The 14,432-nt window shown below is 53.4% G+C and carries 19 protein-coding genes and 1 tRNA gene; 8 read left to right on the plus strand and 12 right to left on the minus strand.

The window, feature by feature from the left end; translation table 11 throughout:
* Nucleotides 1-23: 23 nt before the first annotated feature.
* Nucleotides 24-98: transfer RNA gene (locus tag ACK83U_RS12325), tRNA-Val, on the plus strand.
* Between the two features lie 156 nt (nt 99-254).
* Complete coding sequence (locus tag ACK83U_RS12330) at nt 255-1,445, plus strand: hypothetical protein (protein ID WP_162707981.1); 1,191 nt, start codon at nt 255-257, stop codon at nt 1,443-1,445.
* Nucleotides 1,446-1,696: 251 nt separating this feature from the next.
* Here the strand turns inward: ACK83U_RS12330 and ACK83U_RS12335 are convergent, their stop codons facing one another.
* The gene (locus tag ACK83U_RS12335; RefSeq protein ID WP_112602734.1) at nt 1,697-2,287 is read right to left on the minus strand and encodes a hypothetical protein; all 591 of its coding nucleotides are present in this window, start codon (nt 2,285-2,287) and stop codon (nt 1,697-1,699) included.
* A 164-nt stretch (nt 2,288-2,451) separates the two neighbouring features.
* Between ACK83U_RS12335 and ACK83U_RS12340 the strand changes: the two genes are divergently transcribed.
* Together ACK83U_RS12340 and ACK83U_RS12345 are read left to right on the plus strand one after the other, a co-directional pair.
* Nucleotides 2,452-2,778, plus strand: coding sequence for a hypothetical protein (locus tag ACK83U_RS12340; protein ID WP_112602736.1), 327 nt, complete (start codon nt 2,452-2,454; stop codon nt 2,776-2,778).
* 97 nt (nt 2,779-2,875) lie between these two features.
* Nucleotides 2,876-3,373 carry a hypothetical protein gene (locus tag ACK83U_RS12345; RefSeq protein ID WP_112602738.1) on the plus strand — a complete coding sequence of 166 codons (498 nt, stop codon included), beginning with the start codon at nt 2,876-2,878 and terminating at the stop codon, nt 3,371-3,373.
* A 14-nt stretch (nt 3,374-3,387) separates the two neighbouring features.
* Here the strand turns inward: ACK83U_RS12345 and ACK83U_RS12350 are convergent, their stop codons facing one another.
* Nucleotides 3,388-3,684, minus strand: coding sequence for a phospholipase D-like domain-containing protein (locus tag ACK83U_RS12350; protein ID WP_112603031.1), 297 nt, complete (start codon nt 3,682-3,684; stop codon nt 3,388-3,390).
* A 42-nt stretch (nt 3,685-3,726) separates the two neighbouring features.
* Here ACK83U_RS12350 and ACK83U_RS12355 point away from each other — a divergent pair, with 42 nt between their 5' ends.
* Both ACK83U_RS12355 and ACK83U_RS12360 read left to right on the plus strand, forming a co-directional pair.
* Nucleotides 3,727-4,854: an acyltransferase family protein gene (locus ACK83U_RS12355; RefSeq protein ID WP_162707982.1), complete on the plus strand. Its 1,128-nt coding sequence runs from the start codon at nt 3,727-3,729 to the stop codon at nt 4,852-4,854.
* Between the two features lie 200 nt (nt 4,855-5,054).
* Nucleotides 5,055-6,167 (plus strand): acyltransferase family protein, encoded by a 1,113-nt coding sequence (locus ACK83U_RS12360; RefSeq protein WP_412474602.1) that lies wholly within the window; start codon nt 5,055-5,057, stop codon nt 6,165-6,167.
* A 976-nt stretch (nt 6,168-7,143) separates the two neighbouring features.
* Here ACK83U_RS12360 and ACK83U_RS12365 read toward each other — a convergent pair.
* The 7 genes from ACK83U_RS12365 to ACK83U_RS12395 form a co-directional block, all read right to left on the minus strand.
* Nucleotides 7,144-7,635, minus strand: a complete 492-nt coding sequence (locus ACK83U_RS12365; protein ID WP_112602746.1) for a hypothetical protein — start codon at nt 7,633-7,635, stop codon at nt 7,144-7,146.
* Between the two features lie 89 nt (nt 7,636-7,724).
* Nucleotides 7,725-7,808 carry a hypothetical protein gene (locus ACK83U_RS12370; RefSeq protein WP_112602748.1) on the minus strand — a complete coding sequence of 28 codons (84 nt, stop codon included), beginning with the start codon at nt 7,806-7,808 and terminating at the stop codon, nt 7,725-7,727.
* 18 nt (nt 7,809-7,826) lie between these two features.
* Nucleotides 7,827-8,336: a hypothetical protein gene (locus tag ACK83U_RS12375; RefSeq protein ID WP_112602750.1), complete on the minus strand. Its 510-nt coding sequence runs from the start codon at nt 8,334-8,336 to the stop codon at nt 7,827-7,829.
* Nucleotides 8,337-8,420: 84 nt separating this feature from the next.
* The gene (locus ACK83U_RS12380) at nt 8,421-8,852 is read right to left on the minus strand and encodes a hypothetical protein (RefSeq protein WP_162707983.1); all 432 of its coding nucleotides are present in this window, start codon (nt 8,850-8,852) and stop codon (nt 8,421-8,423) included.
* Between the two features lie 161 nt (nt 8,853-9,013).
* A complete protein-coding gene (locus tag ACK83U_RS12385; RefSeq protein WP_162707984.1) occupies nt 9,014-9,364 on the minus strand; it encodes a hypothetical protein in 351 nt (116 codons plus the stop codon).
* Entirely contained in the window at nt 9,361-9,849 is a 489-nt protein-coding gene (locus ACK83U_RS12390) for a glycoside hydrolase family protein (protein WP_112602756.1), read from the minus strand. The genes ACK83U_RS12385 and ACK83U_RS12390 overlap by 4 nt, the downstream gene beginning before the upstream one ends.
* Entirely contained in the window at nt 9,839-10,075 is a 237-nt protein-coding gene (locus ACK83U_RS12395) for a hypothetical protein (RefSeq protein WP_112602758.1), read from the minus strand. Before ACK83U_RS12395 ends, ACK83U_RS12390 begins: the two co-directional genes overlap by 11 nt.
* A 119-nt stretch (nt 10,076-10,194) precedes the next feature.
* Between ACK83U_RS12395 and ACK83U_RS12400 the strand changes: the two genes are divergently transcribed.
* Complete coding sequence (locus ACK83U_RS12400; RefSeq protein ID WP_112602760.1) at nt 10,195-10,548, plus strand: hypothetical protein; 354 nt, start codon at nt 10,195-10,197, stop codon at nt 10,546-10,548.
* 46 nt (nt 10,549-10,594) lie between these two features.
* Here the strand turns inward: ACK83U_RS12400 and ACK83U_RS12405 are convergent, their stop codons facing one another.
* The 3 genes from ACK83U_RS12405 to ACK83U_RS12415 are packed head-to-tail and all read right to left on the minus strand — an operon-like array spanning nt 10,595 to nt 13,898.
* Entirely contained in the window at nt 10,595-12,613 is a 2,019-nt protein-coding gene (locus ACK83U_RS12405) for a hypothetical protein (protein ID WP_112602762.1), read from the minus strand.
* A complete protein-coding gene (locus tag ACK83U_RS12410) occupies nt 12,610-12,957 on the minus strand; it encodes a hypothetical protein (RefSeq protein ID WP_112602764.1) in 348 nt (115 codons plus the stop codon). The genes ACK83U_RS12405 and ACK83U_RS12410 overlap by 4 nt, the downstream gene beginning before the upstream one ends.
* Nucleotides 12,958-12,959: 2 nt before the next feature.
* The gene (locus ACK83U_RS12415) at nt 12,960-13,898 is read right to left on the minus strand and encodes a hypothetical protein (protein WP_112602766.1); all 939 of its coding nucleotides are present in this window, start codon (nt 13,896-13,898) and stop codon (nt 12,960-12,962) included.
* A 122-nt stretch (nt 13,899-14,020) separates the two neighbouring features.
* Between ACK83U_RS12415 and ACK83U_RS12420 the strand changes: the two genes are divergently transcribed.
* The gene (locus ACK83U_RS12420; RefSeq protein ID WP_162707985.1) at nt 14,021-14,371 is read left to right on the plus strand and encodes a ribbon-helix-helix domain-containing protein; all 351 of its coding nucleotides are present in this window, start codon (nt 14,021-14,023) and stop codon (nt 14,369-14,371) included.
* Nucleotides 14,372-14,432: the final 61 nt, after the last annotated feature.

Consider the following 14,432-nt stretch of genomic DNA (forward strand, 5'->3'; position numbering starts at 1 on the left):
TGATCTATGCGCCGCCATCGGATGGGCGTGTAGCTCAGCGGGAGAGCACTACGTTGACATCGTAGGGGTCACAGGTTCAATCCCTGTCACGCCCACCATCCTAATTCGTTGTACAGTAAGGGCTTTCGGGAAACCGGAAGCCCTTTTTGCATAGTGCTCCCTAGGTTCGACAAACCTCTGGGTGATTCCGCTACGCCGTGACTTGACTCACAACATCCCCTTTTGCTTCCTTTCAGGCGGCAGAGGATGTTGGGATGAAACGAACCTACTCTAGGGAAGAATTGCACGAGCTTGTCTGGTCCACACCGATGCAGACGCTTGCCGCAGATTTTGGCTTGTCGGATAAAGGCTTGGCTAAGACATGTGCCAGACACCTGATCCCGGTGCCACCACGAGGATACTGGGCGAAGATCGAGGCGGGCCAGAAGCCAAAACGCACTCCCCTTAGGGCGGTCGACAATACGGGCCTTCAAACCGTCCGCATCGGCGGCAAGTCTGCCACTCCGCAGAGCGAATACCTTGCTCAGGCGTTGGCTACCATAAGGGCAGAATCGAGGCAGAAAGACGAAGCCCTTGTCGCACCAGCCCCTGTCGATGAACTTCCCAAATCCGTCGCTCCGCCTTCTATGTCGGCACCGGCCAAGTTGGAAGGAAATGTAAAGGCCTTCGTCGCCGAGTTTCGAAAATGTAAGCCTGACCGCGACGGCTATATTTCGCTGAGATGGACGAAGGTCACTCCCGCTGATGTCGATCGGGTGGGTATACTCCTGAGCCGTATCCATGACGAACTCAAGGTTTTCGGATTCTCCTTTGATTGCCTAAGTAGCCGTCTCGGATTCACGAAAGACGGTACGAAGGTCGACTTCTGTATCACCGCCCCGCGAAGGAAGATCGTGACAGACTCAAAGTACGGGTGGAAGCAATATGAGCTTAGGCACATAGGACGGCTGAATCTCCAAATCTGGGGCAACGCGGATGGGGTCGCAAAAAATTGGACTGACACCGATCAGCGCCTGCTCGAAGGATTGGTTCCTCAGATCGTTGAAAGCTTCCGCATCAATCATATCGCGAATAGTGAAAGCGAGAAACGGCGTCGACAAGCAGAAGAGCAACGCGCGCGCATGCGCCATCGGCGTCAGCTCGTCGAATTGCGCCAAAAGCGAGAAGAAGATCGGCTGGGCTTTTTGCGATGGATTGCTGATGCTCGTCGTGAGGCGGATGATCTGCGGGCAACGATATCAGCTGTCCCACAGTACGGGGAAATACCCGCTGATTATGCTCGGATGATTGTTTGGGCTAGGCAACGGCTCGCCGATCTTGAAAACAAGACGACGGTTGAGCGAATCCAAGAGAGATTGGTTGAGCTTGAACTTTACGCCGAGCCCGATCCATTCTTCGATCCAGAAGGCGACCCAGCTCCGAAAGTGAATTCCTGGGATGATTGAGCGCGATCATGGATTTTCTGAGTTGCCGGACCAAACGCAAGAAGCTCTATTAAATTTCGTGCGTGCTCTCGCTCGCAGACGAGCCCGTATAGACGCTGCGGGGGAACAATGGACCAAGCAGGACTCAAAGGACCTGCACTCACAATTGAGCGCGTCGTCCCGGAAGGAGCGTTCGGAAAAGGGCTGGGGATCGAGGCGACGGCTTATCCTCCGATGAGCGCCGTGCCCCGCAGGCAGCCCCTGCTCTATCCCTATTCCTCAGCCGTCCACTCGGCTTTTAACTGGCCTTCGAGCAGTTTGATGGCTTTTACGATGCGCGTGTAATTCGGGGGCTGGCTACGCCAATTTTCGTGGCTGAAATAGCTTTTCGTACGGCACTCTTTATCTAGGTCAGCCAATGACATGTTCGCAGCTGCGCATTTCTCCAAGAGCGCGTCTATTGGCTGGTCGCCTGTAGGTTTATATTTCTTCTTCGGCCTTCTAAAGCCATAATACCTCGCGACGCACTTTAATCGGCTCTTGTTCGAAAAAGGAAACGCCTCGAGAATTTCCTCCCATGAGGCTTTCGGATACAGCCGACGCAACTTTGAAATCTCGGCACTTGTGAAAATATGCTTTTCGTTCGCTACACCTAACGCCGAAGCCAATTTCCGTATAGATATTCGCTTACGACTAGGCATGAGTTTGCATAGCTCGTCATAGTTTGGAGAAAGTTGACGGACGAGCTCTTTCTCCTCATCGGTCCAAAGTTTATGGCCGTTCATGGTCGCGCCCTCCCTTCGCATCCTACGTCTGTTGCGCTCCGCCGTAGCGGCATTTCGGGCATAATAGGCAAGCGACATGGCGCACCTCCTGGCGGCATTGGGCCTCAGGAGGAGAGCGGCGGCTAATCACAAATCTGGTTATCCAAGATTTTCACAGGAATTGTTCGCCATTTAGGCGAAATCTCACCATCGACATGCACGCAAATTTTGAGCATTGTCTGATAAATCTCGGGAGAGCGCCTATGTCTACAGATGGATATTATCTTTCGAAACTTTCCGCCGCTGTCGGTTGCCTTGTCGGCCTAGGAGACATCAGAACGCGGGTTGAGAACGCTTTTGCGTCCATGACGACAATCAAACCGGAAGAATTCTCGAATGATGAGATCGGAGATCGATACCAAGAACTTTACGATCGTTGCACGTCCCATGCGGCAGAGATTGATGGCGAAGGCACGCTCCGAGCCACTTTACGGCATATGAGTGATGAGGATGTAGCTGAAGTCGCGGATAAGATTTTTGAGCTTCATAATTGGTTGCTTTACGAACGGGCTCCTCAAGCGCTGATGTGAACCCTGCATATGCCAACGGCTGTCGATAAGTGGCACCTTCCGCCAAGCCGATACGAGCCCCATCGTTAAGACCGCAAAATACAACGGATGAAACGCGATGGTTAGCAACGACTTATGGTTTGTTGAAAAACGCGAAGATCTCTTACAGGGAATCGGAAAAGTGACCGTACGCTGGGCGGCGATGGATTTGGCGCTGGCCAATATTGCGACCATCATTCTGAAGAACAGACAGGCTGCTCTAGCTCTCATCTTTAGATCTCAGAATGCTGGAGCCCAGCGTTTGGAATGTTTCAAGGACGTAGTGGGCGCGGCAAGAGAGCTCGACGCAACGGAGAGAGAGTCGCTGATTTCGCTAGCTAACGAGTTTAAAAAACTGCTCCCTGATCGCAACGAGATAGTTCATTCTCCCCGAATAGTCTGGTTTTCTACAAGAGATGAAGGTGTAGCCCTTCAAATCAAAGGCCTGTCCAAGTCCGGCATCCTAAAAGATCTGGCTGACGTTGAGCAGCACGCTGATGACGTAGGCCGCCTTCTGGGCGAGCTTGATGCAATTTTTGACGAACTCCACGAGAAATATGACGGCGACGAAGGGTGATTTGACTTCGCCCGTCATTGACGGCGGGGAACTTCTTCAAATGCCCTCGAAACCTTCAGCCGGCTATCCCAATTCCCTAGATATTTGCGGGCAAGCTCTCGGCTCTCGGTAAATGTCACGTTCTCCGCATTCCGCTTCTGCGCCGCCGCGGTGTAATTGTATGAGCCGCCGATCGTCAGGCGTCCGTCGATCACGATGATCTTGTTATGCGCGATCGCCGGCTCGAAATCGATCCAGACCGGAACGCCGGCAGCTTCGAGCAGTCGGAGTCGAGATTGCAACCGATAACGGCCGATCGGTTGCCCATCCATCAGATGATCGAGTATTCAACGATCAAGATCTGGAGCCGACCGATGGAAAAGAACAGGGACATTCAAGCGCTGCGCGGCATTGCAGTGCTGATGGTATTTTTACAGCACTATCGAAGCCGACTTCCGACTCCGGGGTGGTATCATGGCATCTTTAATTATGCCGGCTTCTGGTCCGGTGTTGATTTGTTTTTTGTCATATCCGGCTTTGTGATCGCTCGATCGCTCATCAGTAGGGGCGACTGGGGAATCGGCCACAAGTTAAGTGGATCGGCGCTTAAGGGCTTTTGGATACGGCGCTTTAATAGGCTTGCGCCGGCAGCGTGGTTCTGGATTGCATTTTCGACCATGCTGTCACTGTGCACGATAAGCGTCTCCTATCCCGGCACACTCGCGACGGCATTGACCAGCGCAGCAACCGCCCTGACCGCAACATCGAACTTTTATTGGTCGCACTGTGTCGTTACGCACAGCATCGGCACCAGCTGCATGAATCCGGATTTCAATGGCGTATTTTGGAGCCTATCTCTGGAAGAGCAGTTTTATCTGCTATTCGCTATCCTTGCTTTTATTTTCACGTATTCGCGCCTCGCGAAGGCCTATTTGGCAATTCTTATTGTCTCGATCGCAGCCAACTATTTTTTCATTAATGGAGCATTTTCTTTGGCCTGGGTGCTGCGTCCTCAGGGCTTAATCGTCGGAGTACTGTTGGCGATCCATCAAGACCGAGTGGCTGCCCTCGTAGCGCGGCTCTTCTCTCGAACAAGAATCTTGGTTTGCGTGCTGGCGATCGCGCTAATTTGCGCGCTCCCCACAATGTTGGACCTCAACTGGTCAATCCCGCTATTGGCGGCTGCATCAGCCGTAGCGGTCTCCATTTCGTTGCCTGACGGAGGAATCTCCAAAGGACGAGTTGGATCGCTTCTTCAATGGGTCGGAAACAGATCCTATTCTTTGTATCTCTGCCATCTCCCGATCATCATCGTAGCTCGCGAAGTGTCATTTCGACTTTTAGGAAGGCAATCCGTAAGCTTGCCGTCGTCTGTGGCTTTCGCGATAGCATTCCCTGCGACATTGGCCGCGGCACTTTTCGCGGCGCATCTAAGCTATCGGTATATCGAGAATAACCGGCGCTTGAAAATTAGTAGGGGGACTGCGCAGGCGGCCGCGTAGCCATCGACTTCGGGTAAACACGCGGCATTCGGGACGAGTTTCGGTTTCATGGAAATCCTAGGAAAGTTGGCCGGATGACCGTTCGGAAATCTTTACCGCTGAGAAAATCAATCTCAGGCGGGTCTCTATTAGTTTCTTGCCGGCGCGCGACATTACCCTAGATCGAATAAAAGGAGCCAGAATAGCTTTACGGGTTTGAAGTGCAGCGTGATGAAGCAATAGACATTCTAAGGGGACTGGGCATCATCGCAGTGGTGGCCGGACATGTGGGAACCGATATCGGCATCAAAATTTTGCCAGTCTATTCCTACCATATGCCTTTGTTTTTCTTTATCTCGGGCATCTTTTACCGCGATGACAAGATCGAAAGCATCTTTCAAATCACGGCAAAACTGTTCTCAAGGATGATTTTTCCAGCTCTGGCGGCGGCTATTTTTTACGACTTCCTGACGCTGTCCGTATTTCATCAATTAGGACTGCCGTTTGGCGGCGGCGCTCCAAACCCGTCAGCAATCTTAAGGACCTTTCTGTTTGGCGGATATCTGACGGCTGCGTATTGGTTCATCGGCGCCTATATCCTCATCTACCTCTATTTCCACATCATCCACGTGTGGACGCACAGGATCGCAAGCCGGCTGATCGGCCCCGCAATTACGAGATCGGTATGTGGCGTGCTTTATGTAGGCGCTGCGGCGGCAAGCATTTATGTCGCTACGTTGCTCTATGGCGACGTCCAGGATCAAGATCGGCATATCGTTGTCGCCGGCCATAAAATCGAGATCGTCTTGCTACGCTTCCTCTTGGGATGCGGCTTTTACTATCTTGGTTCGCTTTTCGGGAGATTTCAGCGCCGCTTGCCGTTATCCCCCGCGCTCCCGTTCGCCGTGGCAGCGATCTGCTTCGTGATCGAGGGCTTCATCTTCAGCAACTACAACGTCTTTTTCTCGATGCAGATCATGTCGTTCCCCAATTTTGTGACGCCCATGATCACAAGCATATTCGGGATCATCATCTTCTACGCGATCTCAGTGGCAATCACCAGGAGTTGGACCGCCAGGATGCTCTCCTTCATTGGGCAAAACCCCTATGCGATATTGCTCAACCATATGTTCGGGTTCTTCCTGCTGAACCTACTTTTTGTTGCGCTCGGCCGCATCAGCCTTTCGGATATTTCCGACCCCTACTACCGCTTTCAGCAAGATGAGACTGTTCCACTCTATATTCTGTTCGGTTTGGTCGTCTCGATTGCAATCCCAATCTTGCTGAAGGAAGCGTTCCACGGCTTGAAGGTTTCGATTTCCAAAATCGCGTGAGATCAGAAAACAGGTCCCATCATGGTATTGCTCCTGCTGGCGAGGCACAGCGAAATCGCAGATCTGAGCGCCGGGCAAAGGATACCCCTATTAATATGCGGACATATTCGGCTTGATGTGACAATCACGTGAGCGATACTAATCTTATGCTGAGATAATTCACCCTATTCACAATATCAACATCGAGTGATACTTTTATACTGCGCAAGTTACTGAACTCCAGTTCGGCCCCGACTCGCGCGACAGTGCTACGTAGCCGCCCTGCGTGGCCCCACCGGGCAGGGCATTCATTTCAGACTACCAGAGCCCCCGATAGGGCGTCGCAGTTTGATATTTTCCCACCAAGCTTAGCCCGACTTGAGGTCGGGCTTTTTTGCGAAGGCGGCGGTTCACAGGACCCGGCCGACATCCTCGTTTCGGTCCGCCCTCGGCCGGGTCCCTCTGCCCTGGGGGCTGCAGCACATGCATTTAAGAACGACTCGACTTTTACGAGATTTCAGTAAAATGAAAGCATGTATCGGAGGATGCAATGTCGAAACTAATGCTCAATATCATTGTTCTTTTTGTGTTTGCCGTTGGGGCTAGCATTCCCACCTCGGTCGATGCTCGAAACACCCCATGCTCCGGCAAAAAGGGCGGCGTGGTTTCGTGCACATCGGACGGCAAATTTCTCTGCAGGAACGGATCCATCAGCCGATCGAAAATGGAATGCCGGAGATGAGCAACAATAAATTACCCTCGAGACTACGCGGCTTGGCATGTGCCATCCTGTTGGTGCAGGTCATATCCGAGGTGGGTCGAGTAGCTTTCGGCTACGACCATCGGTCGGCATTTTCCGGTCCAGACTATTGATCGGCGACCTAGGAAAGAGCAAAGATAGGCTGCTCCGCCTTACATGCCATGAAGCCGCACAAGGACTGCATATCAGGGAAGAAAGCCGCCTACCAGACGGCTCACTCCGCCAAGGAAGATTGGCTCACCGTTTTTCTAAAACGCATATATCGGCCTTAACATTGCAACTTACGTGGCCAAGTTTAGTCACCTCGCCGCTACCGGTATGGCAATATAGCCTAATCTTAACTCCACGCTGGAGGATGGTGTCACCGTCTTCATCAATGACGACAACATCTGGGGCGCCTACAGACCAACCTTTTTCGCCGCCTTCTGTCCCGCTTGCAATAATCGCGAAGCCGTTGGGCACATTGCCGTCCGTCATAGTTGCGGACGCACTGCCGCCAGCCCACTTACCGCCGGACTGCCTGTAGTTCTTGTTAACCTTCAAGCCAGGTGGAAGCTTCACCAAAACTTCAACAGCTGGAACTTTTGCTTCCGCATTTACTTTCGAGTCTTCTTTATAAGCTTGTCCGACAAATTTTAAGCCTGCCGGGCATTGTCCGCTAGCAAATGAATAGTTCGCACTCAGACTTGCAACAAGAATCGCCAAGCACATTTTATGTACAACCGTCATTCTACCATCCCCCAATTGTAGACCCCGAAACTGTACATCCTATCCTAGGGTTGTCAACCGACGTAAATAACAAGCTCTACTTACAAATATCATCTCCCCATTATAACGCTTCCAATCCGCCTCAGCGTATCCGCAAACGACACCCCGAGAGCCATACCGGCCATACCGATCATTCCGAGTGCGCCACAAGGCTATGCAGTCGCCGTTTGTACCAAGCTGTCCCAGCGCTCGCGGTACTTTTCAAGCCAGCCGGCGCCGCAGCCAACAAACGTTCCAACCTTGTCGTAGTCAGGTAAAAATCGGCGAAAATCCGTATCCTTCCGATCCTGGCCTTTCTTTCCAGGACTTGAGAGCCAAGCCGCATGTGACCTCTTTAGTGTATCGGCGACGACGGCGCTCGGCACCAAAAAACACATAGGTGGATCAATCAGAGATTTTCCGAAATCGAGAAACGCATAAAATAATCGCGGTGCGATGATGGTCTCGTGCTTCTTGCTCATATGCCAGCCACCATCTGACCCTTTATCCAATCGAGTCTTAACTTGCACCGCGCAAAGTCGGTCCCCGATGTCATCAGTCACAACGATATCGCAATTGGGGACACCAACCGGCGCAAGCGCTGCTATTAGGCCGCGACGCAACAATTGACACATCACGTAGTGCTCGCCGGCTGCCCCGAGTACAGTCGATGCAGCTACCATGATTCCTCCCCCGCGGTCCGCGATTAGCGCTCACCCTCTTTCGTAGTCTGACGGTCAAATTTATTCTATACAACTAGCGTCCAATCATCGCGGGCGAAAAACCCCTGGCGACGGCTTCCCGGTCATCATATCCACCTTCGAGCCGACAACTTCAACCTTTGTCGAGATCGCCGACATATCCTTGCGAAGAAGATCGAAGCCGGTTTGCATCGTCTGCCGCATCGCGTCCTGACCGTTGATCATAAGATCGGCAAGCCGGTCCATGCGAGCGTTGGCAACCTCCTGCCCCTTCTTCAGCTCAACGATATCCTTCGGAGCGCTGGCGACATCGGCAAGCGCCTTCTTCGTTTCGGCCTGGAATGTGTCGGAGATCTGCATGCGAGCGAGGCCGCGAGTATCGATGACCTGCACTTTCGCCTCAAGGGCTGCATATCGATCCCATCCCGCCAGCGCCAAGGCAAGGAGCGGAATGAGTGTGCCAAGATTGAAATCGAAGATGATGCGAGGCTTGTTCATAGCCGTATCCTCTTTGCCCGTGCCCATATATCCTACGCCCTGCCCTAAAAATGCTAGATTGAATGCCACGCCAGCAGCGGGAGGGCTGCAAGCGTAGCTGAAGTCGTGAAGAAGCCTATAAGCAGCCCAGCGCCTACCAGCACTTTTGCTGGTGCCCGAACCTATTGTGGGCCGCGACCTGATTGGCAAACGGTCGATCCGTTTGCAGGATCGTTACCAACGTTGTCAGATTTGGCGTTAGCTTCTGCCAGCCGTCGCACGCATTCTGCGGCGTCGCTGTCTGACAGCCCGAAATCAGCGCACAGAGTGGCAGCATCAGCAGAAGACACCTGATCATTGGTCACATTCCTATCTCGAAGGAGGGTTACGGATTTTGTGAGGGCGGCCGTTGCGGCCATTTGCTTTCCTTCACCCTGGCCGATCCAGCGCGCCGGGTAGAAGACGAGAGCAGCGCCGATGACGAGGCCGGCGCCGACTTTGATGTAATCGAAGATCCCGAAGCCAAACATCATGCGGCTCCCTTCAAGCAATACATCTGCTCGAGAGCGCGTCGCTTCGTCAGGCCGGGGAGCTCGACAAGCACGCCGTTCTTGCGCGCCTTGTTGTAAAGCGTGAGCCGCTGGCAGGCCTCTTTCACCTTACCGGCGTTGAGGAGACCGGCGATCGGGCCGCAGAACGTACCATTGCCCAGATTGTAGCTGAAGTCGTTGAATGCCATCTGGACGTAGGGGGAGAGGTCGTCATAGCCCTTCACGCAGGCCGCATTGCCCTGCTGGTAATGCGCCATCCGCACTTTGAGCAGATCGAGGCACTCTTGTTGGCTGAAAGTGCGGCCCTTCATGTCCTTGGCGTTCAGGGTCTCGCCGTAGCAATAGGTGAGGACGCCGATCGGGTCTTTGTAGACGTAGCCGTAATAGCCCTCAGCCGGCGCCGCTAACGTCGTGACGGCCATTGCAATCCCAGAGGCAACAGCAACCTTTGCGCTCTTACTCGCCATCATCATTTCCTTTCAGGTTTTCTTGGGCGACGAGACGAGAGATCAGCGCGCCACAGGTGACGAGGCCCGTGAGAGCGGCAAAGGTGCCGCGGGGGATGGAGACGAATTTGTCGACGATCGGGAGGGCGACTTCGCAGCCGGAAAGCATGCCGGCCACGATGATGAGGCGGATGCTCCACGCACGGCGAAGCACCCGGCCCGCATTCGGGACGAGTTTCGGTTTCATGAGATGTCCTCAGGAAATATTCGCGAGCATTGCTGCGCAGTGACTCGCCCTAAGCGCGAATTTCTGATTTTATAATTGCCGCGCTTAGGTATCGGCAAAAAACGTTAGGGAGCAAAATTATGGGCGACACTCGCAAGAACATTGCCGAGCAGCTAGTTTCAGCAGCTGAAATCCTTCGGCTTATGCTTTCCGATCCCAAAAACAGCTGGAATCAGCCACAAGTCATGGAAACCCATACTGACCTATTGGTGCCGCAGCTGGAAGAAATCGAAAAGGACGGGTTCGCCTATCTAGAAAAAGGCGACATTCTTTTGTTTAATTCCATGAAGGAAAAAGTCGCTTATTTGGTTCGCCACCCCAGTTTTAATTCATTTCCCACAACACAAATTCAGATACCGTCGGAGGACATCAAGAAGTTTCCTAAACACGAAACCTTCTTCAGCCTCTTCAATGAAATCCATAGAAATATGTAGGCCGGTCATTCCCAACAGCGGCTAGCTAAACACCGCTACTCCGTGGTCAGCCGCTGTAGGCAACTGCGCGCCATCGATCAAGGTCGCCGTCGTATTCAAATAGAATAGAAGCTCCAGCGGCAACAGACAGACTGGTGGCGGCTCCCGGCAGCCTGAAACCGCCGGTAAATGGCCCAGCAAAGATCGTAAGAGCGGACTGAAACCTGAGCAAGATGCGAGCCGGCCTCAAGCCGTACATGCCCGAAAATCCGGTCGTTCCTGTCACGAGATATTCCTCGACGTCGCCGCCTCGGTAAGCTGGAAGGAGGAGAGGATCAGCGGAAGCTACTTGCTGCGCTTTCGGATGATTGTCGAAATAGCTTGCGCCTACCGATTGATCGGAATCCAGTCGCACGTCGACCAGATTGACGTTGCTATTGGCAGGAACCTTCACGACCGGCACACCGCTGCTGTTCCGCCCTGCACCAAAGTTAGATGCATACCCCCGGATCAGTGAGCGCGTGTCAGGAGCCTTAAGGAACCTGACCGGAGCACCTGAAACATTCGCCATCCTGACGTTTTGGCAGATGAGTCCACCCCCATTGATCTGGATGCCATCTCCGTAGGGGTTGACGATCGCCAGCGTGCCAATTTGTGTGATGCGGCCCGCAGATCCGGTTATCTTTAGACCATTTTCGACTGACCAAATCTGTAAGTTTGCGATCTGAGAGGGATCATAGTCAGTAAAGCGCGGCCCAGTCGGATCGGTATCCGCGAGAAGTTCAACGCCGAGAACTCCCAACCCCGCACTGGTATAAGTGGGCGTCGTTGGATAATCGATCGAGACGTTTGCAGCGAGCCAACTTGCAGTATTTGCTCTAAAGCCTGTCTTGTAGCCGAAGACATGCAGCGATGCGAGCGTCGTACCATCAGATCGATCAAGCATCTGGAAACCAACACCAGGTCTGCGATCCTTTCTCGGGTCGTATCCTTCTCCTGGCGCCGGAGTTCCCGCATACCCTTGCGTAACAAAGCCAAAAGCTTTCAGCCTGTCGAAATAGGCTGTGTCGTATGAACCGTTAAGATAGAAGCCGTTGACGCAATCGACATAGACTTTGTCGAGAACAACACGGCCTGATCCGTTCAGACCTCGATCATTCAGGGAGCGAACGCCGTACTGGAAGCCCAAGACCATGGTATTGCGGACGTTCTGATCGTTGCCATAGCCAAGAACGATACCGTTTCCGGTCCAGCTTGAAAAATTTCCCTGATCCGCGTTGAAAACGAGGCCTCGCCGATAAATCAGCAGATTTTCGATAATTCCGCCATTGTCGAGCCGGAATTGCGCACCGCTTCCCAAAACAAAGGCATATGGCAGCATCGAGTAGTCGTAACCAGCTATTCCGCTGGCGTCATTCGGGGTCAGGTCACCGCGCAGGATTTGGCCCTGGTTGACCACGAAGCTCTGATCAAGGCGAATCTTCCCGTCGCGAGGCACACGAAACTTGAAACCGGTGCTCGCGTGAGCGTTTTGCAATGCCAGCAATGCAGTTGAGCTGTCTGTCGCGCCGGAAAGATCGATATTGGGGATGTTCTGAAGGAGAATATCTTTGTCGTACACGTACGCATATTGAGATTGAATGACAGGAACAGTGTTGCCGATATCCGATGAATTTAGAGCGCCAATTGCCGCAGAAAATGACGCTCCGTCGGCAGAGTTCGAGATGCCCCGAACAAAATCTGACGCTGTATAAGTGGACGCCACACCGACATCAGTGAAATATACGACCTGATTGGCGCCGGGGTTGGTGGCGTCGATCGCAGCCAGCGGGGGGCCGATCACAGCATCCTGGATGTTGTTGATGATGTTCGTGAAAGACATCGACTGATAATTGTCGATGTCAGCATCCCATGCGAGCATGAACGTCCGATCAGGGTTGCTGACGCTGGGAACCTGAACAAGGTTGCTATAGTCCGACTTCACAACGAGATCGACACCAGTCCGGACAGCCTTGAGGCCATCGGTTGCGGTGACTTTCGCCGGGTAGCGTGGAACGACGCGGAGACGCAAAGATGTTTGGCTCATGTTCTGACAATCCCGTCAATGACCGGAACGGAGCCGACAAGCTCCTGTTCGGTGAAGTCTTCGCGCGTGATGGTGATGCCGATTTCGTAGGCGCCTGGGGTGAGACGGCGCATCTCATCGGCTGTGAAATGCCATTGAATGATGCCAGTGGCAGTTAGCTCGATATGGCCGTCGTCAGTTGAAGCCGACAGCACGCGGCAGGGCGGGTTGCGGCTTCTGATTTCCAAAAGAACCGATAGATCGGTCAGGTCGGTCAGAGTTTCACCCGTATCGTCATAGACGAGCTCGATCGTGCCGAACCAATCCGCGCGGTTCGACACCGGAGCAAAGTTTGCTTCGTACATCGTCAAAGCCTTATGTAAATTGTGAGCGCTCGGGAGGGCTGGATATTGTTGTGGGCTTGGCCGCCGCCAACCGGGCTCATGGTGATGCCGGTATAGGAGTTTGTGGTATTCAGGGCACTTGGATCTGGGCCGCCTTGGGCGAAGGCACCCACGTTGCCAGAGCTAAGCGGGAACCCTTGAGCTCGATTTCCCCAGTTATGGACGTGACCGGGATCGCTGAGTGGATGCGCATGGTTCGGCATTTCACCAACAGAGAGTTTGTGTACGGCCTCACCTCCGGCCCAGCCAAGGCCGGCTCCCGGAATAATATTGGCTGCGATATTGCCCATAACATCGGTACCGATGATCGCTCGACCACGCCAATCTGGAAGGGTCATCTGCTTGTTAGCGTTCCAGTCCGCCAGCGCATTCGCGCCACGGCCACCGACGACGGTTAGATTTGGATCGGCATTCCAGAGCCAGGAGAAAAGGGCTTGCGCATCCGAATTTGCCCGTTCTGATGCTCCTGAGATGGCATTCCCGATCGTGCGCGCGTTGGCTCGGACGAAGCCTGTGCGAGCTCCAGACCCGTAGCCCATGATCATGTCACCGGTGATCAGCACGGAGCTGGGATCGACCGGCGTGTCGCTGCCACCGCCGCCACCCGTTGAAGGGCCAATGATCGGGAGACCGTCTACATCATAGATTATGACACCCTGAGCGCTCGTCAGGCGTTCCCGATAGAAACCATCAGCTTCATCGAAGAATACCGGCGGGAAATAGCCGTTTCCGTCTGTCTGGACCGGGTTTGGATGCGCATTGATTGAGCCCAGCGAATACGACTTGTAGACCGTGATTGGAGTCGTCGTGCCGCCTTTATAGAAATAGGCTCGAGCACCAATGAACGGCTTGCCGTTCGCGTCATGGATCTGGGTATTCGACTGGTTCCAGAAACCCGCCATTCGTTTCTCCATAGAAAAAGGCGGCTCCAGAGAACCGCCTCGCCGATTGACGTCATATTGGCGCCATATTGACACCATATACAACTTTTGTAATCAAGTTGCTTCCGACGAAAGGATCGAAGATGGAACAAGATGTAGATGTCGTTCGCACCAGCCTTCGCCTCCCCAAGGCGCTCTATGATCGCCTTGAGCAGGCAGCAAAGGCTCGGGGATTAACGATGCACGCCGAAATTCTGAGCCGCCTTGAGTCAGCTATGGACAGTGGTCCGATCAAAACCTCCGGTCGCTACCCGCAACCGACGTTGAGATTGCCGGCATACACTCGCCAGACGCTTCCGCCCGACCTGGTTCATGAAACCTACGTCCAATTTGCAGTGACAAATCCAGAGGAAGGAAAATCTCATCCCGTTTACAGCGATGGAGTCCATTGGAGATACGTCTGCGACGGCTCGCTTGTAACGACAGGCGCCTGACGTGGAGCAACGCGCTGTATAGCGTAACAGCGATCATCTTCGGAGCTTTTTCGGGCAAGCA

This window comes from Rhizobium sp. WW22, from assembly GCF_047041135.1.
Taxonomy (GTDB): Bacteria; Pseudomonadota; Alphaproteobacteria; order Rhizobiales; family Rhizobiaceae; genus Rhizobium.